This window comes from Silvibacterium sp., assembly GCF_047605705.1.
Lineage (GTDB): Bacteria > Acidobacteriota > Terriglobia > Terriglobales > Acidobacteriaceae > Silvibacterium.
Genome location: NZ_JASGFD010000028.1, coordinates 46,576 through 71,586 on the forward strand (window position 1 = coordinate 46,576; position 25,011 = coordinate 71,586).

The window sequence follows — 25,011 nt, forward strand, 5'->3', positions numbered from 1 at the left end:
CTATGCCTTCTCGATCGGCTGCGCCGTGAGCTGCTGCGCCTGGTTGCGAAGGTTCTCAAAGAGCACGGTCGAGATGTAGCGCTCGCCGAAGCTCGGCAGGATCGCAACAATCAGCTTGCCCGCATTCTCCGGACGCTGCGCGACCTGCAGAGCCGCATGCACCGCCGCGCCGGAAGAGATGCCGACCAGCAGGCCTTCTTCCGCGGGCAGACGCCGCGCCGTCGCAATCGCGTCATCGTTCGAGACCTGCACGATTTCGTCGATCAGATCGGTGCGCAGCACCTTCGGCACAAAGCCCGCGCCGATGCCCTGAATCTTGTGCGGACCAGGCTTGCCGCCGGAGAGCACGGGGCTATCGACCGGCTCGACCGCGATGGCCTTGAAGCCCGGCTTGCGCGCCTTGATGTACTCGCTGATGCCGCTGAGCGTGCCGCCCGTGCCTACGCCCGAGATGAGGATGTCGACCTCGCCGTCCGTGTCATTCCAGATCTCCGGACCAGTGGTTGCGAGGTGAATCGCAGGATTGGCGGGGTTTTCGAACTGCTGCAGGATGTAGCCGTTCGGCGTCTCCTCCAGGATCTGCTTGGCCTTGGCGATCGCGCCGCTCATGCCATTGGGGCCGGGCGTCAGAACAATCTCCGCGCCGTAGGCCAGCAGCAGTACACGGCGTTCCAGGCTCATCGTCTCCGGCATGGTCAGGATCAGCTTGTAGCCCTTGACCGCCGCCACCAGCGCCAGGCCGATACCGGTGTTGCCGCTGGTCGGCTCGATCAGCACGGTTTCGCCCGGTTTGATCTTTCCTTCACGCTCTGCCGCATCGATCATGGCGAAGCCAATGCGGTCCTTTACGCTGGCCGCGGGATTCGCGCTTTCCAGCTTGACCACCACCTGTGCCGGAGCACCCTTGGCGATCTTATTGAGCCGCACGAGGGGCGTGTTGCCGATCAGTTCTGTAACGCTTGCTGCAATCCTCAAGGTCTTCTCTCTCTTCTCTTGGGAAGCGTCCCTATTCCACTATAGGCCGGACTTTGAAGAGACGTGGGCGTAGAAGAGCCTGAATGCAGCCTTTTACGAGCCGGCTATGCTTTTTTCCCGGCCCCATTCGTGGTTCTCTTTGCCGTTCGAGGCTTGCTCTTCGCCGTAAGATTCAGCTCGGCCGCCTGATGGATAAGGGCCTTCAGCGCGGTCTCATTGATGGTTTCGCCTTCGTGAATATCGATAGCGCGGCGGACGTTGCCTTCGAGGCTCGAATTGAAGAGATGTGCCGGGTCTTTCAGCGCGGCCCCTTTGGCGAAGGTGAGCTTAACGACGGCCTTGTACGTCTCGCCCGTACAAAGAATGCCGTGATGCGAGAAGACCGGCACGCCTCGCCACTTCCACTCTTCGATGATGTCGGGAACCGTCTGGTGAATCAAAGCCCGCACGTGGGCGAGCGTCTTTCCACGCCAGTCGCCTAGTTCTTCGATCCTCTGGTCGATGCGTGCAGATGCATTCGTCTCGGGAATAGCCATAGCACACTCCTGCGTTCGCAATGAGACTAGCCGCGAACCGCAGCTCCCGCAAGCGTGCTAATCTGGCGGCGTTTTCTATGGAGACGCTCCATGCGCCATAACAGATCTGTTCCGCCCTGCCCCGTCATTCCCGTTCTTCGCTACCCGGACCCCGGTGCGGCGGCGGCGTGGCTGGAGAAGGTCTTCGGATTCACGGTACGGCTGCGCATCGCGAATCACCGCATCCAGATGCGCGCCGGCGAGGGCTGCTTCACCATCGCGGAGGGCGACGTCCGGCCAAACGATTCGATCCATATTCAGGTCCGCATCGAAGATGCGCTGGCCCATTGCGAACGCGCGCGTGCTGCCGGCGCAATGATCGTCGCCGAGCCGGACGATTATCCCTACGGCGAGCGCGCCTACACCGCGGTGGACTTCTTTGGCCATCGCTGGAATTTCACAGCGACAATCGCGGACATCGATCCGGAGAGCTGGGGCGGCACCCCCGTAAATCTTTGAACGCAACCTCGACCTGACATCCACTCCGCGTGCATCGCGGCCATGGGGCTCTGCATCCCTTCTAGTAGTGAATGATGCCTGTTTCTGTTGAAAGTGCTCCTGTTTCCCGCGCGATGTACACGCGGATTGCGCTTCTGATTGCCAGCCTTGGCTTCATGCAGAACCTCGATTCCGCGATCATCAATACCTCTTTCCCGCAGATGGCGCACTCGTTCGGCGTCACGGCGATGCGGCTCTCTCTCGGCGTTACCTCTTACCTGCTGGCCGTGGCAGCGATTTCCCCGCTCTCCAGCTGGCTGATGCAGCGCTTTGGGAGCCGCAACGTGCTGGCGCTGGCGGTCGGGTTGTTCACCGTGGCCTCCGTATGCTGCGGCGCGAGTCATACGCTCGCCATGTTCGTAGCTTCGCGCCTGCTGCAGGGCATGGGTGGTGCGCTCCTGGCGCCTGTCGGCAGCGCGCTGGTGCTTCGCTTTACGCCCAAGGCCGACTATCTGCGCATCACCTCGATCATGATCTGGCCGGTGCTGATGGCCCCGATCATCGGTCCCGTCATCGGCGGCCTCATCACCGAGCATGCAAGCTGGCGCTGGAACTTCTGGCTCAATGTGCCGGTGGGCATCTTTGGCGTCATTGCCATACTGCGCATGATCCCCAACGAGCGCGAGGAAGCACGCAGACCCATCGACCTGCTGGGTTTCGCCTACTGCGCGACCGCGCTGACCTGCCTGCTGGCCGGCCTGCAGCGCGCATCGCTCGGGCCGGCAGAGCGGCGCGTGACATTCGCGCTGCTCGGCGTGGGCATCCTGGCCGCGGTCTCCGCGGTGCGTCACCTGAAGCGGCATGCGACACCGCTGCTCTCGCTCAAGCCGCTCACACGACGCAGCCTGCGCATTGCAGCCATCGCACCGGGCGCATTCTTCCTCGCTATCTTCTCATCGGCGCAGTTCCTGCTGCCGCTGCTCTTCCAGCTAGGCTTTGGCATGTCTCCTGCGACAGCAGGCGGATGGGTGCTGGTCTACTTCTGCGGCAACCTCGGCATGAAGCTGGTCACCACACGGATCCTGCGCACCTTCGGCTTTAAGAACGTCCTGGTGACGAACGCGGCGCTGGTCGCGCTGTCCTTGCTGCTTTGTGTGCTGATGCATCCGGGGCTGCCAAAGATTGCCTTGTTCAGCATTCTGCTCTTCGCTGGATGCACGCGCTCCATGCAGATGACGGCGATCGGCTCGGTAGCCTACGCCGATGTAGCGGATACCGAGCGCTCCACCGCCTCCAGCCTGATGGCGATGATTCAGCAGGCCGCATCCGCAGCCGGAGTCGCCGTGGCGGCGCTCTGCATCAGCATCTTCCAGGGAATCCACCACAGCACAGCGGTAGCGATTGCCGATTTCCATGACACCTTCGCTATCTCCGCTGTGATTGCGCTGGCGGGAACGATGGTGCTGATGGGCGTGCCGCGGGATATCGGGAGTGAAATCAGCGGGCGGCGCTAAAGCAGGAAAATCGCGCTTCCGCGCGATTTTCCTCGTCTAAATTCTGTCGTAAAACTTCGCCTGCGCTACGGATGCTGGCGATCGAAGAAGCGCACGCTGACCTTCGTCACGCCGTAGCGCTCGACGCCCTCGGCGAACTTTGCGTAATGCGGCGTGGTGAGGTGATAGTCGAACGCGGCGCGGTCGTCGTAGACCTCGTAAAGCACAACCGTCTCCGGCGCCTCACCGGAAGTGCTCAAGTCGAACTGCCGGCAGCCGGGCTCATCTGCAACCGAACGATCAGCATCGTAACGGCATAAATCCAGGAACTCACTTCGATGCGTTGCGGGCACGTGGAACTCCGCAATCACAACGAAAGCCGTCTTTTTTTCACCCATGCTCTTTGCCTTTCTTCGTAAATCTCAGGTCTAGGGAATTAATTCTTAGGAATCCACCTACTGCGCAGCCGCTTTCCGCTTCGCCGCAAACTCAGCCGGCGTCGGAATCGGATCGACGATGCGGCCTTCGAATAAATCGTCGAAGAGCTTCACCATCTCATCCTTGATGAGTCCATTCGTCGCAAGCACCTCTTTGCTGTCGAGGCGGAAGGCGCCACCGGTAAAGCCGGACATGGAGCCCCCGGCTTCGGTCACGAGCAGTGCGCCAGCGGAGGTGTCCCACGGGTTCAGGTTGAACTCCCAGAAGGCTTCGAGGCGGCCGCAGGCGACATAAGCGAGGTCGATGGCGGCCGAACCCGCACGGCGCACGCCATGCGAGCGCAGCGTGAACTCCTGGTAGAAGTGAATGTTTGGATTGTCGTGGCGCTTGCGGCTGGGAAAGCCTGTGGCAACCAGCGCTTCAGCGAGGTGCGGCGTGCGTGAGGCGTGGATCGGAGCGCCGTTGAGAAACGCGCCGTTGCCCTTTTCCGCCGTAAACAGTTCATCGCGGAGCGGATCGTAGATGATCGCGGCAACGATCTCGCCATCAGCCTCGGGCGCAAGCGATGCAGAGCGGCGCTCGAGCCCCATGGAGACACAGAAGACCGGGAAACCATGCGCGAAGTTCGTGGTGCCATCGAGCGGATCGATATACCAGCGGTATTCGTTCGTAAGCTGCGAGCGCGTCCCCTCTTCCCCGTAGACACCGTGATCCGGGAATATCTGGCCCAGGCGTTCGACGATCAGCTTCTCGCTGGCACGATCGGCCTCGGTGACGAGATCGACATCGCCCTTATACTCGGTCGCGACACCGCGGCGGTAGTACTCGCGCAGCAGCGCACCGGCCTCGCGTGCAATCGGAGTAGCCGAAGGAACGAAGAGAAAGTTCGTAGAAGCGGTCATGCTGAGGCCCCCTGGTTTGCAGCAGCTGAGTCTGTAACCGTAGCGGTTGCGTTTGCAGCCTTGCGGCGCGAAGCGCGGGGCCGGCCGGCAAGCTCGGTGATGGTGCGAATCTGTTGTTTGTAAATGAAGAGATTCGGCTTACCCTCGCGAGTGATGCGAATCATGCGGTCGTCGAAGTATTCAATCCATCCTGTGACCGACTCGCCATCGCGGAGCTTGACCGTGACGGGCACCTGGCGTTCGCTGAGGGAGCGGAGATAGAGAGCTTCCTGCCCGGTGGAACCGGAGGGTGGGGTCTTCTGTCGCTTGCGCGTCGCGCCGGTGTTAGCCATGAGGAGATTCTACCTAAGCCTATTAGCTGCAGCCGATCTTCCTGCGTCGCGTCGGCTGATCGAGCCCGGTGATCGCGATCCCTGCAGGAGCGGGCTGGCATTCGGGGCACCAGTAGGTGGAACGTGCTCCCATCCCTTGCCTGCGCATGAGAATGGGCGTGCCACATCGCCGGCAGGGGCGGCCACGACGGCCGTATACCCAGAGGCGGGCGCCAGGATCGGCATTCGATGTCGTTCTGCGCGCGCCTGTGTACGTCACAATGCCGTCACCGGAACCGTCGAGAACATTCGCCGCAAGCATCTTCTTTGCGGTATGCAGCAGGCAATCCACTTCAGAAGGCGTGAGCGAGCCGACGAGGCGGAAGGGGTTCACACCGCAGGCAAAGCAGATTTCGGACTTGAAGACATTCCCGATACCAGCCATCACCTGCTGGTTGAGTAGCACATTCGCGACTTCTTCGTCTGGACGAGCCAGAAGACGCGCCCCGGCTTCATCGGCAGCGAAGCCGGAGGTGAGAAGATCGGGACCGAGTTTCGGAATCGCGCTGTGGCGCTCGAGTGTGCGGGCGGTGTGAAACTTCGCCACCGGCACATCGAAAGCGACCGCCTCGTAGTTCGCGGTCGTGATTACGATGCGCATGTGCTGGCGCCCGCGCTTCCACCGCTCTCCTGCGCGATAGATATGCCAGCTGCCGTTCATTAGCATGTGCGTGACGAGAATGAGGTCGCCTGAGAAGTGGATAAGCAGCCACTTGCCGCGAGCTTCCACCCTCTCAATCACCCGCCCCGCCACCGGAGTATCGTCGTCGACCGAGACAAGCGGAGCATAGGCCGTCTCAAAGCGCGTAACAATCGCCCCTGCGAGAGCCTTGTTCAGCGCACGCGCCGAGCGAAAGATGGTATCGCCTTCAGGCATACGCTAAGCCTCCACCTGCACAGGAACTGGAGGAAGAATGCGGCGCACATGAAAGCCGTTGGGCGCAGGCGCAAAGCCTGCATCGGTGAGGAAGCGCGCAAGGAAGTGCTCATGCACCGGCTGGCCGTTAATGGTCGCAACCAGCAGACCGCTGAAATGGCTCGAAGCATCGTTCTGCATGGACGCCTGCGCCGAACGCGCGAGAAAGTGTGCGAGATCGCGCGCAGCAGCAGAACGATCCGGCTCGTCTGCAGGGAGAAATACCTGAATATTTACATTACCGCGGCGAAGATACGCGAGCAGTTCTCCATTGCGCAGAATGACCGAGGCACCGACGCTGCGGGTGAGCGAACGGGGCGATGCCTCTTCTTCCGCATCGGACACAGCTCCCGGCCTCAATCCGGGTTGAGGCCAGCGCAGAATCGCACCGTAAACACTGGCTGGATCGGTAGCCGCAAGTGAAAGCACCTCCGCTTTATCCGGCTGAGCGCGCAGAGAGCGAAGCAGATCGACTGCGGCTGGCAATGCGAACTGAGCCGCACCGAGACCCGCGATGAAGTAGCCGCGGCGCACACGCCCGGAGTCCTCAAGGACGCGAAGAACATCGTAAACCGCACTGAAACCGCCGGGGATATTCTCCTGCGCGAGGGTCTCGCGAGTGAGGATGCCATGACGATTCAACAATTGCAGGGCCAGCGCATGCGACCACGCCGTCTGCTGTGCAGGAGTTGTGCGGTCAGGCGAAGCGAGAAGAGCCCAGCGCCCCTGCGCGGAGGGCGGCGTCGTGCGGCGCGAGCGAAAGACAGGCACGTTGTGTTGGCGTTTTGCGGGGCGCGCCGATGAGGGTTTGGCGACATAGGCGCGCAGCGCATGCAGCGTGTCATTGGTGATGAGGCCGCGCCACACAAGGCTCCATAGCGCATCGAGCGTCTCACCGGGGTAGCCTCCGCCGATGGCGTCATGAAGCTGCGCAAAGAACATGGCACCGCCGCGCTGCAGCTGATCGAGAATCTTCTCTTCTTTCTCCGTGAGCGGATTCGTTTCGCGACCGGGGCGTGCAGGAAGCAGGTCCGGCAGGCGATCGGCTAAGTAAAGTGCGATGCGCCCGTCGTGCTCACCCAGCGGATCGAGACCGCACCACACAACCTCACCCGCAGCAATAAGCGTGTCGAGGTCGGACGACGAATACCTTGCGAGACGCGCCGGCAGAATCGACGACTCGAGAATGGAAGCAGGCAGCGGCGCACCCTGCAGATTTTCAATGGCGTCCAGGAGCGCATCGAGTCCCCGGCGCGGCTGCAGCACGCCTTGCCAATGCGTAGCAAATCGCGAAAGGAGATGCTGATCGACCGGCTCGATCTCTTTTCGTAACCGTGCCAGTGACTTTCTGCGAATCTGGCGCAGCACATCAAGGTCGCACCACTCGCGGTGAACCCCGCCGGGACGGAATCCGCCTTCGACAATACGGCTGTCGAGCACCAGCGCATGCAGAGCAGACTCCACAAGGCGCGCATCCAGCCCAAAGCGTGTTGCAACTTCCGGCAGGGTGAACGGCCCATGCGTGCGCGCATAGCGGCGGACGAGCTCGAGCACGGGCACGGCAACCGGCGCGAGCAGCGAGGCAGCGATGCCAGGCGGCAGTGGGATACCGAGCGCATCGCGATAGCGAGCAGCATCCTCGATGGCGATGAAACGCTTCTCGCCAGCGATTTTCACTTCGAGGATGCGGCGCGCCCGAAGCAGCCGATCCATACCCGATGCAAGATCAGGCGATGCGAGGCGTTCCGTGATCGCCTCACGCGTAAGATCGCCAAGGCGCAACAGCAGGTCATGGATGCCGTCTGCGTTGCGTACCACATAGGACTCTCCACGCAGCTGTAGCTGGCTTTCGACCTCTGCGATTGCATCGGCATCGAGCAACTCACGCAGGTCGGCATCTCCAAGGAGGTCGCGCAGCTGATCCTGATCGATGGAGAGCGCCTGCGCGCGCCTCTCGGCCAGCGGTGCATCCCCGTCATAGATGTAATTCGCCACATAGCTGAAGAGCAGCGACGACGCGAAGGGCGAAGGCGTGCGCGTATCGGCCACATGCACGCGAAGCTGGCGCTTCTCGATAGAACGCAGCACTTCGAGGAATGCAGGGATGTCGAAGACATCGCGCAGACACTCCCGGTACGCCTCAAGCAGCATGGGAAAAGAGGGATAGCGTGAGGCGACGGCGAGCAGGTCATACGCACGCTTGCGCTGCGCCCACAGCGGCGCACGGCCCTGGGCTCTCCTTCTCGGCAAAAGCAATGCGCGCGCCGAGGATTCGCGGAATTTCGCAGCGAAGAGTGCAGTCGCACCAAGCTGGCGCAGGACCAAGTCCGTTGCTTCCGCAGGATCGACCAGCAGAATGTCGGAGTCGGGCGCGGCATCGGTATCCGGAAAGCGAATCACGAAGCCGTCATCGGCCCACATCGTCTCGACATCGGGTCCACCGGCGGCATTGAGCCGCGCGTTGATGGCCATGGCCCACGGTGCATGAACACGCGCACCGAATGGGGTGAGCACGCAGACGCGCCAGTCGCCCAGCTCGTCGCGGGTGCGCTCGATGACGATGCTGCGGTCATCTGGAACCACCGTGGTTACAATTTCCTGGTCCGCGAGAAAGCGCAACAGATTTTCCGCCGCCTGTAGGTCAAGATCGTGCTCCCGCGTGAGCCGGCTGAGCGCGGCGTTGCGTGGCAACTCGCGCAGTTCGCGGACCAGCGCTCCGATGCGGCGACCGAACTCCAACGGCCGCCCGGCCTGGTCGCCATGCCAGAAAGGCATCTTTCCAGGCTCGCCCGGCGCGGGCGAAACCAGCACGCGGTCGTGCGTAATCTCGTCGATACGCCACGATGACGCACCGAGCACAAAGACCTCGCCGGTGCGGCTCTCGAACACCATCTCTTCATCCAGCTCGCCCACGCGAATCGGCTTCTCCGAACCGGAGAGGAAGACACCGTAGAGGCCACGGTCAGGAATCGTGCCGCCATTGAGAATGGCAAGGCTCTTCGCACCTTCACGCGGCGTAAGCGTGTTGGCGACGCGATCCCAGGTGATGCGCGGACGCAGCTCTGCGAATTCATCCGAGGGATAGCGGCCTGCGAGCAGATCCAACACGCCCTCGAATGACGCGCGCGTCAACGAAGCAAACGGCGCGGACGAGCGCATGAGCCGAAAGAGCGATTCGACATCGATCTCCGCCGGCGCGGGCGGCTGGCCTTTGCGCCGCGGCACAGCAAGCGCAGGCGGATGCGCAATGGTAGCGACGATCTGCTGCGCGAGCACATCGAGAGGATTGCGCAGATAGCGCGTAGACTCGACCAGCCCTTCATGCATCGCGCGCGTGACGGCGGCGCAGGCAATCAGATCCGCGCGGTACTTCGGAAAGATGATGCCGTCGCTCGCGGCTCCCACCTGATGGCCGGCGCGGCCAATGCGCTGCATGCCGCTGGCGACCGAGGGCGGCGCTTCAATCTGGATCACGAGATCGATCGCGCCCATGTCGATGCCGAGTTCGAGCGACGACGTGGCAACAAGCGCGCGGATGTTGCCCGCCTTCAGCTGCTCTTCAATCTCCGAACGCTGCGCGGCAGCGAGCGAGCCATGGTGTGCGCGCGCCAGCGGCTGAAAATGCTCTCCTGACTGCTCCGCGCGCTCCTGCGCAAGATCGTTCAACGCGCCCGCAAGCCGCTCGGCGGTGCGGCGGTTGTTCACAAAGATCAGCGTGGACTGCCGCTCGAGCACAATCTCAAGCAGGCGCGGATGAATGGCGCTCCAGATCGAAGTCCGCTTCGGCCCCTGCGACGCCGCGCCGCTCGGCAATTCCTCCATCTGGCCGAGCTTGGCCATGTCTTCCACGGGAACCTCGACGCGCAGCTCGAGGCGCTTAGGCTCGCTGGCATCGACGATGGTCACGGGCCGAAAGCGCTGTAACGGCTCGTCATCACTCACGATGGAAGACACCGAAGGCGCAGCATCCTCGCCTGCCGTGGAGATCTTCTTCGGCACATCGACCCCAGCCAGAAAATGCGCCACTTCTTCAAGCGGGCGTTGCGTGGCCGAGAGGCCAATACGCTGCACCGGCTTTGCTGTGATCGCTTCGAGGCGCTCTAGACTCAGCGCCAGGTGCGCGCCGCGTTTCGTGGGGACGAGCGCATGAATTTCATCGATGATGACAGTCTCGACCGTGCGCAGCTGCGCGGCGGACTCAGACGTCAGCAGCAGGTAGAGCGACTCCGGCGTGGTGATGAGGATGTCCGCCGGGTTGCGCCGGAAGCGCGCGCGCTCCTTCTGCGCCGTATCCCCGGTGCGGATGCTGATTTCTGGAACACGCGCGGGCACGTCCATGCGCCGAGCCATATTATCGATGCCTGCGAGCGGCGAACGCAGGTTGCGCTCGACATCGACGGCCAGCGCCTTGAGCGGGCTGATATAGATCACCCGGCAGCCCTGCGCCTCGTCCGGCTCACGCCGCATCATGAGCCGGTCAAGGCACCAGAGGAATGCGGTGAGCGTTTTGCCTGTGCCTGTGGGCGCAAGGATCAGCGTGCTCTCGCCTCGGGCGATAGCCGGCCAACCCAGGCGCTGCGGCCCGGTGGGATGATCGAAGACAGCGCGAAACCATGCAGCCGTGACCGGATGAAAGAGTGCTAGCGCAGCCTCGTTCTGCGCAGCAATCGCGGCCTCGTCGGCCGCCTCGCGCGAGCGCGGCAAGGCTTTCTTTTTCGAAGAGGAAGCGCCCTTGCCTGCCGTGGTGGATTTTTTCGATCTGGTTGCCATGCGCGAATCAGGAGTCCCTCACTTGGATGCCGGACCGGCCATCCAGGCTTTTCGTCTTCGATACGCTCTCCCTTTGACGCGGTCGAGAAGACAGGTTCATTTATTCACCACGGAATATCCCCGGATGCGCCTTGACGTACCGCACCAGCGCTTTGCTGATGGTGCGGTCATCGGCGACGGACGGGTGACCGGCGCATCCGCTCAAGGCAAGGTGCTTGAACTCCAGGAAGCCGATGTTCTGCTCGCCCGAGGCGCGCATACGATCGACGACGCGCTGCTCCTCTGCCGCGATCTCGCCGTCGGCCAGGTTCGTAGCCCACAGGATGAAGTATGCATGCGGGTTCCTCGCGCGCAAATCCTGCAGGAAACGCACGTAGGTCGCCTCGTAGTCGGCATGCAGCTCGTCGCGGCTCTTCCATTTCTCCCCCGCATGCAGAGCGGTCGAGAAGTCATTCGTACCCAGTGCGATCACGATCAGCTGCGGATTCCAGTCCGGCTCGTCCACCTTCTGCGCCTTGTCGAACAGCACATACGGATAGGCCTCAGGCAGAGTATCCGCGGGAAAGCCGCTGTAGTTGCGCACGATGCCACGGCCAGAGATAGCGTTCACCTCATAGTTCGCATGCAGGCGGGCAGCGGTGAGCGCGGCGAAAGTCTGGGTGTTGTCCGTCGTAGACCATATCTCCTCGTCGGAGCACTCACGCTTCGCCGAAGTGTTGCCAAAACCGACGGTATGCGAGTCGCCGATGAACTCAATCTGACGAGGAAGTACCACGACGACCAGCGGTTTTGCCCCTGCCGCGAGGGCGAATCCGCCGAAATGGTTCGGGTTGGACATGCTTTCCGTTGCGACGTAGATGCTGACGCGGTGTTTGCGGCCTGAGAGCCCTGTGACCTCGTAGACGCCGGGCTCGGGCTTGTCGAGCACGAGTGTGCGCTTGTCGACGACGACATGCAGAATCTCATGCGCAGCGCCTACGCGGAAATAGACCGCATCCCCCTGGAATGCCGCCTGATAGTACGCGCCCGGCCATTGCGACACGATGTCCTGCTTCGGAAAGCCGGGAAGATCCAGCCCGGCTGAGGCCTTGGCTTCAAACCGGCCATGGATGGACATGGGCAGCGTTTCGAGCGGAGGCGGCGTGGCGACCTTCACAACGTGCGGCGTCTCTCCCTGCGCCACGGCAGAACAAACGGCGGCCAGAAACGCCACCAGCACGAAAATCCATCCTCTATCTCGACGATTGCATCCGGGCATATTGCCCCCAAGTGTATCCGGAGAGCGCGGCAGGCACAGACCATTTGCGGAGGAGCCTGTGCTCCGTTAGCCTCGAAATACCATGCCTGCTCCATCTTTCTCTCTCGATCCGGCAACACGGGTACAGCTGCTGGCCGCGGCGCACGAGGCAGCGGAGCACGCCTACGCTCCATACTCGAAGTTTCGCGTAGGCGCGGCGCTGCTCTTCGAGGACGGCACGCTGGTAACGGGCTGCAACGTGGAGAATGTCTCCTTCGGCCTGACCAGCTGCGCCGAGCGCAACGCGCTGTTTCGCTCGGTGAGCGAGCGTGGCGCGGCGAAGAGGATCGTCGCCATCGCGGTGGCGAATCGAAATGAAGCCGCTTCCCCGCCGTGCGGGGCCTGCCGGCAGGTGATGGCGGAATTCGCCGCACCCGCCGCGGTGGTGCTCTTTCCCGGGGAGACGGAACGCGGCGTGGAAACCGTCGAGCGCCGGCTCGACGAGCTGCTGCCCTATGGCTTCCGCCTGAACGGCGTGGAACGACAACACGGAACGAGCGAGCGACCAGATGATCCACGCAATTGATGTGATCCGGAAGAAACGCGACGGCGCAGAACTGACCTCCGAAGAGATCCGCTTCGTGGCCGAAGGCGCGGCGCGGCAGACGATTCCCGAAGCCCAGCTGGCAGCCTGGCTGATGGCCGCATGGATTCGCGGGCTCTCGCGGCGCGAGGTCGCCGACCTGACTGCGGCCATGCGCTACTCAGGCGAGGTCTTCGAGCACGCCGGGCTGGGCAAGTCCACGGTCGACAAGCACTCGACCGGCGGCGTGGGCGACAAGACCTCCTTCCTCGTAGCGCCACTGGCCGCGGCCGCGGGCGTGGCCGTGCCCATGATCAGCGGCCGCGCGCTCGGGCACACCGGCGGCACGCTCGACAAGCTCGAAAGTATCCCCGGCTACCGCACGCAGCTCTCACTGGCCGAGGCCCGCGCGGTGATGGACCTCTGCGGGGCGACCATCATCGGGCAGACAAAGAACCTCGTACCCGCCGACCGCGTCCTCTATGACCTGCGCGACCGTACCGGCACGGTCGAGAGCCCGTGGCTGATCTGCGCTTCCATCATGAGCAAAAAGCTCGCCGCCGGGCTCAACGGGCTGGTGCTCGACGTGAAGACCGGCTCGGGCGCATTCCTCAAGGACCCGAAGCAGTCGCGCTTCCTCGCCGAACTAATGGTCGAGACCGGCGAACGCTCAGGCACGCGCACCGCCGCGATCATGACGTCGATGGATCAGCCGCTGGGACGCATGTCCGGCAACTGGATCGAGATATGGGAATCGGTCGAGCTGCTGCGCGGCGAACGGCATCCGCTGAGTGAAGACCTGCGTGAGCTGTCTCTGGTGCTGGCCGGCTGGATGATTCACCTGGGCGGCAAGGCGGCGACGCCCGGCGAAGGCCGCGCCATCGCCGAGACAAAGCTCGAAGACGGCAGCGGCCTGCGGATCTTCCGCGAGATGGTAGCCGCGCAGGGCGGCGACCTCCGTGCGCTCGACGAGCCGGAGAAGTTCCATCAGCCGAAGTTCCGGCGCAGTTTTGTAGCCGGGAAAGCCGGGTATTTCGCCTCCTGCGAGTGCGAACTGGTGGGCTGGGCTGTGCAGCGCCTGGGCGCCGGGCGCGAAAAGGCAGGCGAGCCGGTGGCGGCGCATGCCGGCCTCGAAATAAAGATCAAGCTGGGAGACCGCGTGGAACGCGGGCAGGTGCTGGCGGAGCTCTTTACGGAGGAAGAATCCCGTTTTGCCGAGCCCGAAGCGCTGCTGCGGCGGGCGCTGGTCATCGGAAACGAGGCCGTGACGCCGCCTGCGCTGATCGGAGAGATCATCACAGCTTGAAAGCTGGCAGCGCAGTTACCAACGATCAGTTTGAGGATGTGGCACCGACCGATAGGATGAGAGGGATAAAGGAGAGACATTGATTCGATTCACCGGGGTGCTGGGCCTGCTGACCATGCTGACGCTGGCATGGATTTTTTCGACGAACCGGCGGGCAATCCGGTGGCGGACCGTCATCTGGGGCCTGAGCCTCCAGATCGTCTTCGCCTTTCTCGTGCTCAAGTGGACGGTCGGTCAGAAGATCCTGGCCACGGTCGGCGCGGCCATCACCCACATGCTGGCCTACTCCTTCGCCGGCTCGGAGATGGTCTTCGGCGAGCTGGGCAAGCAGCACTCCTCGCTGGGCATGATCTTTGCCTTCCAGGTCCTGCCGACGATCATCTTCATCTCCGCCCTGTTCTCGGTGCTCTATCACATCGGCGTGATGCAGCTGGTCATCCGTGTCTTCGCCCGGCTCATGCTGTGGACCATGCGCGTCTCCGGCGCGGAGAGCCTGAACGTGGCGGCCAGCATCTTCATGGGGCAGACCGAGGCGCCGCTGACCATCCGGCCGTTTATCCCCAACGCCACGCGCTCCGAGCTGATGACGATCATGACCAGCGGCATGGCGCACGTCTCGGGCGGCATCATGGCGGCCTACATCCTCTATGGCATTGAGGCGCAGCACCTGCTGGCGGCGGTCATCATGACCGCGCCCGGCACCATCCTCATTTCGAAGATGCTGGTGCCGGAGACAGAAACGCCCGCGACCGAAGGCGTGGTCACCATGCCCAAAGAGGAAGAGCACAAGGACGAGAACCTGCTGGGCGCGATCGCGCGCGGCACCATCGACGGCGGCAAGCTGGCCTTCAACGTGGCCATCATGCTCATCTCATTCCTCGCGCTCATCCACCTGCTCAATGGCATCCTGGGCGGCATTCACGACTGGCTGGCCGTGCGGCATTTCGCCTGGTTCCCGTCGAGCCTCGACTCGATCCTCGGCGTACTCTTTTCGCCCATCGCGTGGCTCATCGGCATCCCCTGGCACGAGACGCGGATCGTCGGCAACCTGCTGGGCACGCGCATGGTCATCAATGAAGTAGTGGCCTACTCGCTGCTGGGCGCGCAGAAGGCGGCACTCGACTTCCGCTCCTTCACCATCGCCACCTTCGCGCTGTGCGGCTTTGCCAACCTCAGCTCCATCGGCATCCAGATCGGCGGCATCGGCGCGCTTGCGCCCAGCCGCCGGAACGACCTGGCCAAGCTCGGCCTGCGCGCCATGCTGGCCGGAACCATGGCCAATCTCATGTCTGCCTCGATTGTTGGAATCATGCTCAAATAGAAGAAACACCACAGGAAAGCGCTAGCCCTCCCCATGCCCCTCACGTCGATCCTCACCCCTACGCTCTATGAGCGTGCGTCAGAAGCTGTGAAGTTTCTGCAATCGCGTACAAAACACACGCCCCTCATCGGGCTGGTTCTGGGCTCCGGGCTCGGAGGCTTCGCCTCCGCGATTCAAGACGCTGTGGTGGTGCCGTACAACGAGATTCCGCACTTCCCGCAATCGACGGTACAGGGTCATAGCGGAAAGCTGGTCGTGGGTCTTCTCGGCGAGACGCCGATCGCGGTGATGCAGGGACGCGTCCACGGCTATGAAGGCTATTCCGCCGGCGAATCGACCTTTCCGGTGCGCGTGCTCGGTCTGCTGGGCATCAAGGCGCTTACGCTGACGAACGCTGCTGGCGGTATCCGCCATAACTACGCGCAGGGTGACCTGGTGCTGCTCTCCGACCACATCAACCTGACAGGTGTGAGCCCGCTTACCGGTCCCAATGACGAGCGGCTGGGCCAGCGCTTCTTTGATATGACCGAGGCCTACTCGCGCCGCCTGCGCCAGCTGGCGCACACCGCCGCGAACGAGAACGGTGTCGCCCTGCAGGAAGGCGTCTACATCGGCGTCCCCGGGCCGAGCTTCGAAACGCCCGCCGAGATTCGCGCCTTCCGCACCCTGGGCGCGGACCTCGTCGGCATGTCGACGGTGCTCGAGACCATCGCGGCACGGCACATGGGCATGGAGGTACTGGGAATTTCGTGCGTGACGAACATGGCAGCCGGCATCCAGGCCGAGCCGCTGAATCACGAGGAAGTGATGGAAACCGGTAAACGCGTGGAAGGACAGCTGGCAGCGATTCTGAAAACCGTGCTGCCAGAGATCGCGAAGCTGGTGCTGGCAGGAGGCGGAAAGGCGTAGTGAAGCAACCGGTTGTGCTGGGAATTGCGGGCTGTTCGGGCTCGGGAAAAACGACGCTGGCCGAAGAGCTGGCGCGAGAGCTGGAAGGCACGCACTTCCATTTGGATCATTACTATCGCGACCTCTCGCACATGAGCTACGAGGAGCGATGTCAACAGAACTTCGATGATCCCGCGATCATCGAAAGCGAACTTCTCATCCGCGACGTAGGGCGCATGGCCGCGGGTGAGACCATCTGGCATCCGCAATACGATTTCGCCTCACACACCCGCAAAAAGAACGCCATCACGCGGATGGAGCCGGGTCATCTCCTGATCATCGACGGCATCTTCGCGCTGCACTATCCCGGCCTGCGCAAGTTTTACGACCTGGGCATTTACGTCGACACACCGGATGAGGTCTGCTACGACCGGCGTCTGCGCCGCGATATCCGCGACCGCGGACGGACGGAGGAGTCCGTTGCCCAGCATTACGCGGAAACCGTGCGCCCGATGGCCGAAAAATACGTCCGCCCCTCCGCGCAGTATGCGGATATCGTGATGGACGGCACCGAATCGCTCGACTGGGCGATTGAAGGCCTGATGAATGAGCTCAAGCAGCGCGGACTGCTGCAAAAAATCATGGGTCCGGTAAGCAAGTAACAGAGACAGAACAAATAGAAGGACGATTCGAGATGAAGGCAGTGCGGCGCGGCAATCAGACAGAGACGAAACGGCGTTGGCAGGCAGCAAAGACATGCGCAGGCATGCTGACCGCAGCCGCGCTGGCAATGGGCGGACACGCCGCCATGGCGCAGAACTTCTCTGACGTGAAGCCGGCCCCGCAGCAGCTTCAATGGCAGGATCTCCAGTTCGGCGTCATCATCCACTTCGGCACCAACACCTTTCTCGATCGCGAATGGGGCGACGGCACGGCCAGCCCGCAGACCTTCAACCCGAAGCACTTCGATCCCGACCAGTGGATGAAGGCCATCAAGGCCTCGGGCGCGAAGTATGTGGTGATGGTCGCCAAGCATCATGACGGCTTCTGCCTGTGGCCCACCGAGCAGACCGACTACAGCATCAAGGCCAGCCCCTTCATGGACGGCAAGGGCGACATCGTTGGCGCAGTGGCCAAGGCCGCGCGCGCGAACGGCCTGGGCTTCGGCATCTATCTCTCGCCGTGGGACCGCCACGACCCCCGCTACAAGGACAAGGACACCACCGAGTACGACAAGTACTACCAGTCCGAGCTCGAAGAGTTGGTGACCAAGTACGGCGATCTGACCGAATTCTGGCTTGACGGCGCAGGCAGCGGCGGCCACGTCTATAACTTCCCCAAGATCATCGAAACGCTGCGCACCTACCAGCCGAACACCGTCGTCTTCGCCGATACCGCACTCTTTGAGTACGGTGACGCACGCTGGGTCGGCACCGAGTCCGGCTTCATCGACTACGAGAACTGGAACGTCATCGATCGCCACGGCTATCTGCGCTGGCGCCCCATCGAAGCCGACACCCCGCTGCACAAGCTGCAGTGGTTCTGGCACCCGAACAGCGATGAGACACTCCGCAGCCTCGATGACCTCGTGAACAGCTGGGAGAACTCCGTGGGACACGGCGGCCAGTGGATGCTCGGTGTCGCACCGAACAAAGACGGGCTGCTGCCCGAGGCCGATGTAAAGCGCCTGAAGGAGCTGGGCGACACGCTGCGCGCCCGCTATTCGAACAACCTCGCCGAGCGTCATCAGCCTGTCGACGCGAACACCGCCAAAGCGCTCGACGGCGACCGGGACACCTTCTGGTCTGCACCCGAAGGTTCACGCTCGGCCACGCTCGAAGTACGCTTCGCGCATCCCGAAACCATCGATCACGCGCTCACCATGGAATGGCTCAACGATGGCCAGCTCATCCAGCAGTACAAGATCGAAGCGTGGAAGGATGGCAAGTGGGTTCCCGTCGTCTCGGACTATGCCATCGGCCATATGAAGATCGATCGCTTCCCTGCCGTCACCACCGACCGCGTGCGGCTGAACATCGTCGCCAGCGCAGGACAGGCACGCATCCGCGAGTTCCAGCTCTTCAGGATCGATGGAGCGGAAACACAGACAGCAATGAAGTAAATCGCTGACTATAATTCGAATCGACACAAAGGAGGCCCATCCCAGGCCTCCTTCTCATTTAGAAAATCGGAACCACAGGAAGATTCGGCATGGCCCTGAAACAGCACGACCGCGCGAAGCGCATCCTGCACCTGCTTCTGGAAAAAGGCAAAGGCAGCGTGGATGAGCTTGCAGCCGCGGTGAACGCTTCCCCTGCAAGCATCCGGCGCGACCTTATCGAACTCGAACAGCGTGGGCTGATCAACCGCACGCACGGCGGCGCGGAGGTGCCCGGCCAGACCTCCTACAAGCCCTTCCGCTTCGACGCCGCATTCTCGCTGCGCGAAGAGCGCTTCGCCGACGAGAAGCGCCGCATCGCGCTGGCAGCGGCAGAGATGGTCGTCGAAAACGACACCATCGCACTCTCGCCGGGCACCACGACCACGCAGATCGCCCGCAGCCTTCGCCATCGCGAAGGCATTCACATCGTAACCAGCGCCATCAACATCGGCATGGAACTATCCAGCCAGCCGAATATGAAGGTCACAGTAACAGGCGGCATCATTCGCTGGCCGGGCTCGTTCTCGCTTGTGGGCGCAACCGCCTATGAGGCGCTGCAACGGCTCTTCTTCGACAAGGTCTTCATGGGCGGGACCGGCATCCATCCCGAGCACGGTCTGACGGTGATCGAGTCGGACGAGGCGCTGATTCTTTCGGAGATGGTGAAACACGGCAAGCAGGTCATTGCGGTGGCCGACTCGAGCAAACTTGGCATGGTAAGTACCTCGCAGGTTTGCCCGCCGCAGCTGATCCACACCATCGTGACCGACGACGGCGTGACCGCGGAGACCGTGGAAGCCTTCGCCCGCGTGAATGTGCGCGTCGTAGCGGTGTAGCCGAGGGGTAGGGGCACGACAACACTGTCATTCCGACCGAAGCGAAGCCCGAAGGGCGAAGCGAAGTGGAGGAACCTGCAGTTTCTTTCACATCGCAAGCAAAAAGAGCCTCCGATGACAGCATCGGAGGCTCTTCTCTTTGCGCAATAAGCATCAGAGCTGCATGCGGACCTTCCATCGCGTGAGCAGCGCCGACAGCGCCAGGATGAACGCCGTAAAGATCGCCGACTTCACCGCACCCACAGCGCCGTAGCTCCAATGCGTCTCGAAGAACAGGAACCCGGTCGACGTAACGATGTAGAAGTAAAGGTCGGGCAGCAGGTACGTCATCAGCGTGTTCGATCCCGCAGGATGCGCAAAGGCCGCCCAGCGCGAATGCTTGCGCACATCGCACACATAGTGCAGCAGAGCGAAGGCCAGCGTCGCTGCACCCACGGACACCAGCACCCACGTCGGCGTAGCGCGAATCTTCGAGATGCCAAGAGGTGCCGCAAGCCATCCCGCAGCCAGCGTCAACACGCCAAAGACCACGGCCATTAAAGTCTTCTGGCGGTGATTCTGCCAGCGATGCTGACCGAGAAATAGATTCGAGATCACGATGCCACCGAAGACCAGCGCCACGAAGGCTCCGTTGATAAATGGAAATTGATACCACGGCAGATGGTCGGGAAAGGCGATCCACTTCGCCGCCGAAATGCAGTTGAAGCCTATCACCGCGACGAACCACGCCAGCGGAGCCCACAGCCACTTCCGCGTGGGGATGTAGAGCAGGCACACCGCGAAATACGTGTAACCAATGATGCCGAGAATCTCCGGATAGGAGAAGTCGAGCCACGCTGCGTGTGTCACGCCATCCGCGCCATGCACTTCCCTACGAAAGATCGCGTACATCCCCACCAGCAGCGCAAGGCCGGCGAACTTCAATCCTTGAACCAGCGATGACTTCTTATCGAGACCCGAGTAGACATTCAGAAACAGGATGCCGCCCAAAAGCGCAAGCAAACCCCACGCGCTCGGGTTCAGATGCATCAGCGCGCGGCTGCCTCCTTCGGCATTCGCAAGGATGAGGCCCAGCACGATGAGGCTGAGCGAGCGCAGCAGGATATGCAGCCAAAGAGCCGGGATCGATGGGTTCTTCTTCAACCGCGCACGGATCGCCAGCGGCAGCGAGAGCCCGACGATGAAGAGGAAGAACGGAAAGACCATGTCCACGTAGGTCATCGCGTTCACCTGCGCGGGCTCGTGCCGGCTCCATTGCGGAATGCCGCGCATCTCGGAGACTTCATTCACGAAGATCATCACCGTCATGGTGAGACCGCGAAAGATGTCGATAGAGACGATGCGCGACGGCGCGGTGGTTGTGCTGGATGTGGTCTGCGTGGGCAGAGCAGAAGCGTGTGTGCTCATCGGGAGCCTTCGTGCATGGAGTGGTCAACCGTGTTCAGAAGCGTGTGCGCGGGGTCGCTCTCATAGTCCCAGAACATGACTCCGCCAAGATGATGATCAAGCGCGAACTTGCACTTGAGCGCCAGCGATTCCGGATCCTCGTAGGAAACAAAGATGCGCTTGTCGCTGCTATACAGATATGGCGCCGAAGCTTTCGCGTCCCAGTAGCGCGTATAGTCTTTGCCGATCATGCTGGAGACGATATTGCCGTAGCTCGCGTAGAGATTCGGCACAGCTTTGCCTGGCTGGTAAAGACCATGATCCTTGTCGGCAACTCCACCCCACGCATGCCCATAGAACGGCAGCCCAAGCACGATCTTCTCCGCAGGCACGCCCGCGTGTTCATACAGATCGACCGAGTGCGAAGCCGATATCTTCTTCGGGTCGGCAGGATTAGTGTTGAGCGGCGCATGATGGCCAGTGATAGGACCATCGCCCGGCTCGTAGTAGTCGTAAGCCATCAGGTTCACCGTGTCCACGTACTTCTGCACCTCGGCCATCTGCGTGTGGTCGATGAAGTCCTGCTCTCCCCCCACCGCGATCGAGAGATAAAGCCGCCGCTTCAGCTTCTTCTGCTCAAGATCAAAACGTTCGCGTAATTCTTTGAGCAGAAGCGTGTAATTCTGCGTATCCGCCGGGCGAAAGTGCTTTGTCGAGCCCTCCATCGCCGGATATTCCCAGTCGATATCGAGCCCATCGAGGTCATATTTCGCCAGAAACTCAACCACGCTCTCGATGAACCCCGCGCGACTTTCCTGCGTCAGCGCCATGTCCGAGAAGCCGCCCGACCAGCCCCATCCGCCAACGGAAGCAAGAACAGTAAGCGCAGGGTTCTGCTTCCTGAGTCCGGTGAGCACCGCAAAGTTGCCCGCGTCGCCCGGCTCTCCGAGCACCATGCGATTGCCCTTGATATTCGTAAAGGCAAAATTGATGCGGGTCATCGCCGTCGGCGAGATATCGCCCGGCTGGATTCGCTGTTCCTGCGGGAAGACGTAACCAATCACCTGGGTCGTGCTTTGCGGCCCTTCCGCCACAGCAAAAGGAACAAGCCCGATGGCGAGAACGGCAAGCGATACGATGCGCTGAAACACAACTGCCTCCGAAAAGCGACGTGCTGCCACTATAACGGGCCGAAGCGCGGCTTCCTATCGCGGTTCTACAATGCGAAAAACAATCGATGCGCGAGGAACGAGCTTGAAGGCAGGCATGAGGCGGCAGAAGTGGGCAACAGCAGCATTGGTATGCGGACTGGGCATCATGACGCAGGGTGCGCAGGCACAGGCTCCGCTGCGCGTGCTGGTGGATCAGGTAGGCTACGAGCCCGGCGCAACGAAGATCGCCCTGATCCGGGGCACAGCGGACGATCACCCCGCACGCTTCGTGCTGAAAGAGATCTCGACCGGCAAAACGGTCCTTGAAGGCGCCGTCTCGCCCGCGGGAACCGTCGACAAATGGGGTGGAACCTACTGGACGGCCGACTTTTCTGCCCTGCATGACAAGGGCGAATACGAGCTCGAAGTGGGCAACACACACTCCAGCATCTTCACCATCGAGCCAGACATCCTCGAGAAAGAGACGCTCTCGAATGTCCTCTACTACTTCAAAGGGCAGCGCTCCAGCGGCCTGAATGACGCGGCCGACCGCCATCTCAAAGATCCGTACGGACCGGGCACCATCGATGGGCACGGCGGCTGGTATGACGCGACCGGCGACTACGGCATCCATCTCTCGCACCAGAACCCGACCTCGTACTTCAATCCGCAGCAGGTGCCGCTGGTAGCGTGGAGCGTGCTTGCCAGCTATCGCACGCTCGAAGCACGCAACGCAGCCGCGCATGGAGAGGATAACTATTCCGAGATCGACCGCCGCCTGCTCGACGAAGGCCTCTTCGGCGCCGACTTCCTTGTGCGCATGAAGCGCCCCGGCGGCTCGTTCTACGAGACCATCTCCGCGCCCGGCGCGAAGAAGCTGGCAGAAGACCGCGCCATCGGCAATCCCAACTGGAAGACACAGATCAAGAAGACGACCGCCGACTCCACCGAGCACATCGGCACGGTCGCAGGCCCGCACGCCTACGAGGCGAGCTTCCGCGCCGGAGGCGGCATGGCCATCGCCGCGCTCGCGCTCGCCAGCACCATGCCCGCCGATGGAGACTTCCCCCGCGCGACCTATCTCAAGACCGCGGAAGAGGCCTTCGACTTCCTCGCCGCGCACAATCGCGAGCTGCTGAATGACGGCACCGAGAACATCCTCGACGACTACTGCGCCCTGCTCGCTGCCACCGACCTCTATCAGGCCTCGCACGATGCGAAATACAAGACTGCAGCCGATGCCCGCGCCACCAGCCTGATGAGCCGGCTCGTCTCGAACGGCAGATACCACGGCTACTGGCGGGCCGATGGCGGCACGCGGCCCTTCTTCCATCCCGCCGACGCGGGCCTGCCCGTGGTCAGCCTCGTCGAGTACGCGCAGATCGCCGACACTCCCACGCAGGCGAAGGTGCGCGACGCGGTCAAGCGCTCCCTCGCCTTCGAGCTAAACATAACCGCCGAGGAGAACAATCCCTTCGGCTACGCGCGCCAGCTCGTCCGCATGGGCGACGGCACGGTGCGGACAGCCTTCTTCTTTCCGCATGACACCGAGGCCGCGCCGTGGTGGCAGGGCGAAGATGCCCGCCTCGCCTCGCTGGCCGCCGCCGCCCGCCTCGCGGCTCCGCTCTTTGCCGACGACACCGCCTTCCACGCGAAGCTCGAGGATTACGCGTGGAACCAGCTGCATTGGATTCTGGGCAGAAATCCCTACGACGTGAGTCTGCTCGAAGGCAGCGGCCACGGCGACCAGGCCTACATGTTCTTCAAGTCCTGGAAATACCGCAACGCGCCCGGCGGCATCGTCAACGGCATTACCGCCGCCGAGGACAACGAGGACGGCATCGCCTTCAACCAGGGCTTCGCCGTCACCGGCAAGGACGAGGACTGGCGCTGGACCGAGCAGTGGCTCCCGCACGACGCCTGGTACCTCTATGCCGTGAGCCTGCCGCACTGAATACGTGCGGAAACCGGCTGCGAGGCTCTATCATGCTTGCAGCGCGCACATGTATAGACAGGACCGGTGTCGCCATCGGATTTTCCGCGGCCCGGGGCTGCGGCAGTGCGCTCTGACGGCTTCACAAAACAAGAATCTACCGACAAAGATCAGAGGCGAATGGCTCAGTCACGCACCGGCAATGGCAGCGCAGCGGCTTCCGCGGCGAATTACAAACGGCAGAACACGCTTCTGCTCTTCGTGGCGGGACTCGGCGGCCTGCTCTACGGCGTCGATGTAGGCCTCATCGGCGGAGCGCTGCCTTATCTGGAAGCGACCTCCGGCCTGAGCGCCGGGCAGCTTTCGGTCATCGTCGCCGCCGTGCTCATGGGCTCGGTCTTCTCGACGCTCTTCGCCGGCATCCTGGCCGACTGGTTGGGCCGCAAGAAGCTGATGATCCTGAGCGGCATCCTCTTCGTGCTCAGCATCCCGGTCATCGCGCTCGCGCACGGCTATGAGCCGCTCTTCCTCGGACGATTGCTGCAGGGCGTCAGCGGCGGCCTCATCGGCGTAGTCGTGCCCCTCTATCTCGCGGAATGCCTTGGCTCCAAGGTGCGCGGCAAGGGCACCGGCATCTTCCAGTGGCTGCTTACGCTCGGCATCTTCGCGGCAGCGCTCATCGGCATTTACTTCAGCTACCGCGTGCAGGCGATGGCGCAGACCGCAGGCGCGGACGCGCTCTTCCACTTCAAGGACATGGCATGGCGCGAGATCTTCTGGGTCTCCATGCCTCCGGGCCTGCTCTTCATCCTCGGCGCGCTGACCGTGCCCGAGTCGCCGCGCTGGCTCTTCCGCCGTGGGCAGGTAGAGAAGGCACGCGCCTCGCTCGAACGCTCGCGTACGCCCGAGCAGGCTGAGCACGAGCTGCGCGAAATGGCCGAGACGCAGAAGACCGCGGCCACCGGCAAGAGCACCGGCGTAAAGGACGCGCTGCTGCAGCGCAAGTACATCGTGCCCTTCATCCTGGCCTGCGTCATCCTGGCCTGCAACACCGCCACCGGCATCAACTCGGTCATTGGCTACAACGCCAGCATCCTGATGCAGAGCGGCCTCAGCGACCTGCAGGCGCACTGGGGCTACGTCCTCTTCACCCTGGTCAACTTCCTGTCCACCATCGTCGGCATGCAGCTGGTGGATAAGAAGGGCCGCCGCTTCCTGCTGAAGATGGGCACCACCGGCCTCGTCACCACCCTGATCATCACCGCCGTCATGTTCCTCCGCATGGAGAAGCAGAACGTGGACGTCGCCTCCTCGGTGCAGGCGCTGGTCAC

General features: G+C 62.4%; 21 protein-coding genes. 11 read left to right on the forward strand and 10 right to left on the reverse strand.

The genetic code is table 11. The features are described from left to right. Both cysK and QM649_RS11715 read right to left on the reverse strand, forming a co-directional pair. Positions 1-975, reverse strand: a complete 975-nt coding sequence (gene cysK / locus QM649_RS11710) for a cysteine synthase A (RefSeq protein WP_415199225.1) — start codon at positions 973-975, stop codon at positions 1-3. Positions 976-1,079: 104 nt separating this feature from the next. After that, positions 1,080-1,511, reverse strand: a complete 432-nt coding sequence (locus tag QM649_RS11715) for a DUF1801 domain-containing protein (RefSeq protein ID WP_415199226.1) — start codon at positions 1,509-1,511, stop codon at positions 1,080-1,082. Between the two features lie 90 nt (positions 1,512-1,601). Here QM649_RS11715 and QM649_RS11720 point away from each other — a divergent pair, with 90 nt between their 5' ends. Beyond that, positions 1,602-2,009, forward strand: coding sequence for a VOC family protein (locus QM649_RS11720; RefSeq protein WP_415199227.1), 408 nt, complete (start codon positions 1,602-1,604; stop codon positions 2,007-2,009). 113 nt (positions 2,010-2,122) lie between these two features. Continuing rightward, on the forward strand, positions 2,123-3,502 hold the full coding sequence (locus tag QM649_RS11725; protein ID WP_415199228.1) for an MFS transporter: 1,380 nt from the start codon (positions 2,123-2,125) through the stop codon (positions 3,500-3,502). Positions 3,503-3,567: 65 nt separating this feature from the next. Here QM649_RS11725 and QM649_RS11730 read toward each other — a convergent pair whose 3' ends face one another. The 6 genes from QM649_RS11730 to QM649_RS11755 form a co-directional block, all read right to left on the reverse strand. Then, positions 3,568-3,879 carry a putative quinol monooxygenase gene (locus QM649_RS11730; RefSeq protein WP_415199229.1) on the reverse strand — a complete coding sequence of 104 codons (312 nt, stop codon included), beginning with the start codon at positions 3,877-3,879 and terminating at the stop codon, positions 3,568-3,570. Positions 3,880-3,936: 57 nt separating this feature from the next. After that, positions 3,937-4,821, reverse strand: coding sequence for an inositol monophosphatase family protein (locus QM649_RS11735; RefSeq protein WP_415199230.1), 885 nt, complete (start codon positions 4,819-4,821; stop codon positions 3,937-3,939). After that, positions 4,818-5,153: an RNA chaperone Hfq gene (locus tag QM649_RS11740; RefSeq protein ID WP_415199231.1), complete on the reverse strand. Its 336-nt coding sequence runs from the start codon at positions 5,151-5,153 to the stop codon at positions 4,818-4,820. Before QM649_RS11740 ends, QM649_RS11735 begins: the two co-directional genes overlap by 4 nt. A 22-nt stretch (positions 5,154-5,175) precedes the next feature. Then, positions 5,176-6,069 carry a DNA-formamidopyrimidine glycosylase family protein gene (locus QM649_RS11745; RefSeq protein WP_415199232.1) on the reverse strand — a complete coding sequence of 298 codons (894 nt, stop codon included), beginning with the start codon at positions 6,067-6,069 and terminating at the stop codon, positions 5,176-5,178. A 3-nt stretch (positions 6,070-6,072) separates the two neighbouring features. Then, positions 6,073-10,878, reverse strand: a complete 4,806-nt coding sequence (locus tag QM649_RS11750; RefSeq protein ID WP_415199233.1) for a DEAD/DEAH box helicase — start codon at positions 10,876-10,878, stop codon at positions 6,073-6,075. Positions 10,879-10,978: 100 nt separating this feature from the next. Beyond that, the gene (locus tag QM649_RS11755) at positions 10,979-12,097 is read right to left on the reverse strand and encodes a GDSL-type esterase/lipase family protein (RefSeq protein WP_415199234.1); all 1,119 of its coding nucleotides are present in this window, start codon (positions 12,095-12,097) and stop codon (positions 10,979-10,981) included. A gap of 121 nt (positions 12,098-12,218) precedes the next feature. Between QM649_RS11755 and QM649_RS11760 the strand changes: the two genes are divergently transcribed. From QM649_RS11760 to QM649_RS11790, 7 genes are all read left to right on the forward strand, one after another. Then, positions 12,219-12,701 (forward strand): cytidine deaminase, encoded by a 483-nt coding sequence (locus QM649_RS11760; protein WP_415199235.1) that lies wholly within the window; start codon positions 12,219-12,221, stop codon positions 12,699-12,701. Further along, positions 12,685-14,004: a thymidine phosphorylase gene (locus tag QM649_RS11765; protein ID WP_415199236.1), complete on the forward strand. Its 1,320-nt coding sequence runs from the start codon at positions 12,685-12,687 to the stop codon at positions 14,002-14,004. Before QM649_RS11760 ends, QM649_RS11765 begins: the two co-directional genes overlap by 17 nt. Before the next feature lie 79 nt (positions 14,005-14,083). After that, positions 14,084-15,325 (forward strand): NupC/NupG family nucleoside CNT transporter, encoded by a 1,242-nt coding sequence (locus QM649_RS11770; RefSeq protein ID WP_415199237.1) that lies wholly within the window; start codon positions 14,084-14,086, stop codon positions 15,323-15,325. Between the two features lie 33 nt (positions 15,326-15,358). Continuing rightward, positions 15,359-16,234, forward strand: coding sequence for a purine-nucleoside phosphorylase (locus tag QM649_RS11775; RefSeq protein ID WP_415199238.1), 876 nt, complete (start codon positions 15,359-15,361; stop codon positions 16,232-16,234). Beyond that, the gene (gene udk, locus QM649_RS11780; RefSeq protein WP_415199239.1) at positions 16,234-16,875 is read left to right on the forward strand and encodes a uridine kinase; all 642 of its coding nucleotides are present in this window, start codon (positions 16,234-16,236) and stop codon (positions 16,873-16,875) included. The genes QM649_RS11775 and udk overlap by 1 nt, the downstream gene beginning before the upstream one ends. 32 nt (positions 16,876-16,907) lie before the next feature. After that, entirely contained in the window at positions 16,908-18,335 is a 1,428-nt protein-coding gene (locus tag QM649_RS11785) for an alpha-L-fucosidase (RefSeq protein ID WP_415199240.1), read from the forward strand. Positions 18,336-18,424: 89 nt separating this feature from the next. Next, a complete protein-coding gene (locus QM649_RS11790) occupies positions 18,425-19,210 on the forward strand; it encodes a DeoR/GlpR family DNA-binding transcription regulator (RefSeq protein WP_415199241.1) in 786 nt (261 codons plus the stop codon). Positions 19,211-19,363: 153 nt separating this feature from the next. Here QM649_RS11790 and QM649_RS11795 read toward each other — a convergent pair whose 3' ends face one another. Together QM649_RS11795 and QM649_RS11800 are read right to left on the reverse strand one after the other, a co-directional pair. Next, complete coding sequence (locus tag QM649_RS11795; RefSeq protein WP_415199242.1) at positions 19,364-20,617, reverse strand: DUF5009 domain-containing protein; 1,254 nt, start codon at positions 20,615-20,617, stop codon at positions 19,364-19,366. Continuing rightward, the gene (locus QM649_RS11800) at positions 20,614-21,747 is read right to left on the reverse strand and encodes a glycoside hydrolase family 18 protein (RefSeq protein WP_415199243.1); all 1,134 of its coding nucleotides are present in this window, start codon (positions 21,745-21,747) and stop codon (positions 20,614-20,616) included. Before QM649_RS11800 ends, QM649_RS11795 begins: the two co-directional genes overlap by 4 nt. 103 nt (positions 21,748-21,850) lie before the next feature. On the opposite strand from QM649_RS11800, the gene QM649_RS11805 reads away from it, so the two are divergent. Together QM649_RS11805 and QM649_RS11810 are read left to right on the forward strand one after the other, a co-directional pair. Further along, complete coding sequence (locus tag QM649_RS11805) at positions 21,851-23,701, forward strand: glycoside hydrolase family 9 protein (protein ID WP_415199244.1); 1,851 nt, start codon at positions 21,851-21,853, stop codon at positions 23,699-23,701. 159 nt (positions 23,702-23,860) lie between these two features. After that, positions 23,861-25,011: MFS transporter (locus QM649_RS11810; RefSeq protein WP_415199245.1), on the forward strand; the 1,151-nt coding region annotated here is incomplete at its 3' end.

Excerpts from the sequence above, each read along its gene's own strand:
- QM649_RS11740 (WP_415199231.1), bottom strand. The coding sequence starts at position 5,153 with ATGGCTAACACCGGCGCGACGCGCAAGCGACAGAAGACCCCACCCTCC.
- QM649_RS11775 (WP_415199238.1), top strand. The coding sequence starts at position 15,359 with ATGCCCCTCACGTCGATCCTCACCCCTACGCTCTATGAGCGTGCGTCA.
- QM649_RS11735 (WP_415199230.1), bottom strand. The coding sequence starts at position 4,821 with ATGACCGCTTCTACGAACTTTCTCTTCGTTCCTTCGGCTACTCCGATT.
- QM649_RS11750 (WP_415199233.1), bottom strand. The coding sequence starts at position 10,878 with ATGGCAACCAGATCGAAAAAATCCACCACGGCAGGCAAGGGCGCTTCC.
- QM649_RS11760 (WP_415199235.1), top strand. The coding sequence starts at position 12,219 with ATGCCTGCTCCATCTTTCTCTCTCGATCCGGCAACACGGGTACAGCTG.
- QM649_RS11765 (WP_415199236.1), top strand. The coding sequence starts at position 12,685 with ATGATCCACGCAATTGATGTGATCCGGAAGAAACGCGACGGCGCAGAA.
- QM649_RS11715 (WP_415199226.1), bottom strand. The coding sequence starts at position 1,511 with ATGGCTATTCCCGAGACGAATGCATCTGCACGCATCGACCAGAGGATC.
- QM649_RS11725 (WP_415199228.1), top strand. The coding sequence starts at position 2,123 with ATGTACACGCGGATTGCGCTTCTGATTGCCAGCCTTGGCTTCATGCAG.
- QM649_RS11785 (WP_415199240.1), top strand. The coding sequence starts at position 16,908 with ATGAAGGCAGTGCGGCGCGGCAATCAGACAGAGACGAAACGGCGTTGG.
- QM649_RS11795 (WP_415199242.1), bottom strand. The coding sequence starts at position 20,617 with ATGAGCACACACGCTTCTGCTCTGCCCACGCAGACCACATCCAGCACA.
- QM649_RS11790 (WP_415199241.1), top strand. The coding sequence starts at position 18,425 with ATGGCCCTGAAACAGCACGACCGCGCGAAGCGCATCCTGCACCTGCTT.
- QM649_RS11730 (WP_415199229.1), bottom strand. The coding sequence starts at position 3,879 with ATGGGTGAAAAAAAGACGGCTTTCGTTGTGATTGCGGAGTTCCACGTG.
- QM649_RS11720 (WP_415199227.1), top strand. The coding sequence starts at position 1,602 with ATGCGCCATAACAGATCTGTTCCGCCCTGCCCCGTCATTCCCGTTCTT.
- QM649_RS11745 (WP_415199232.1), bottom strand. The coding sequence starts at position 6,069 with ATGCCTGAAGGCGATACCATCTTTCGCTCGGCGCGTGCGCTGAACAAG.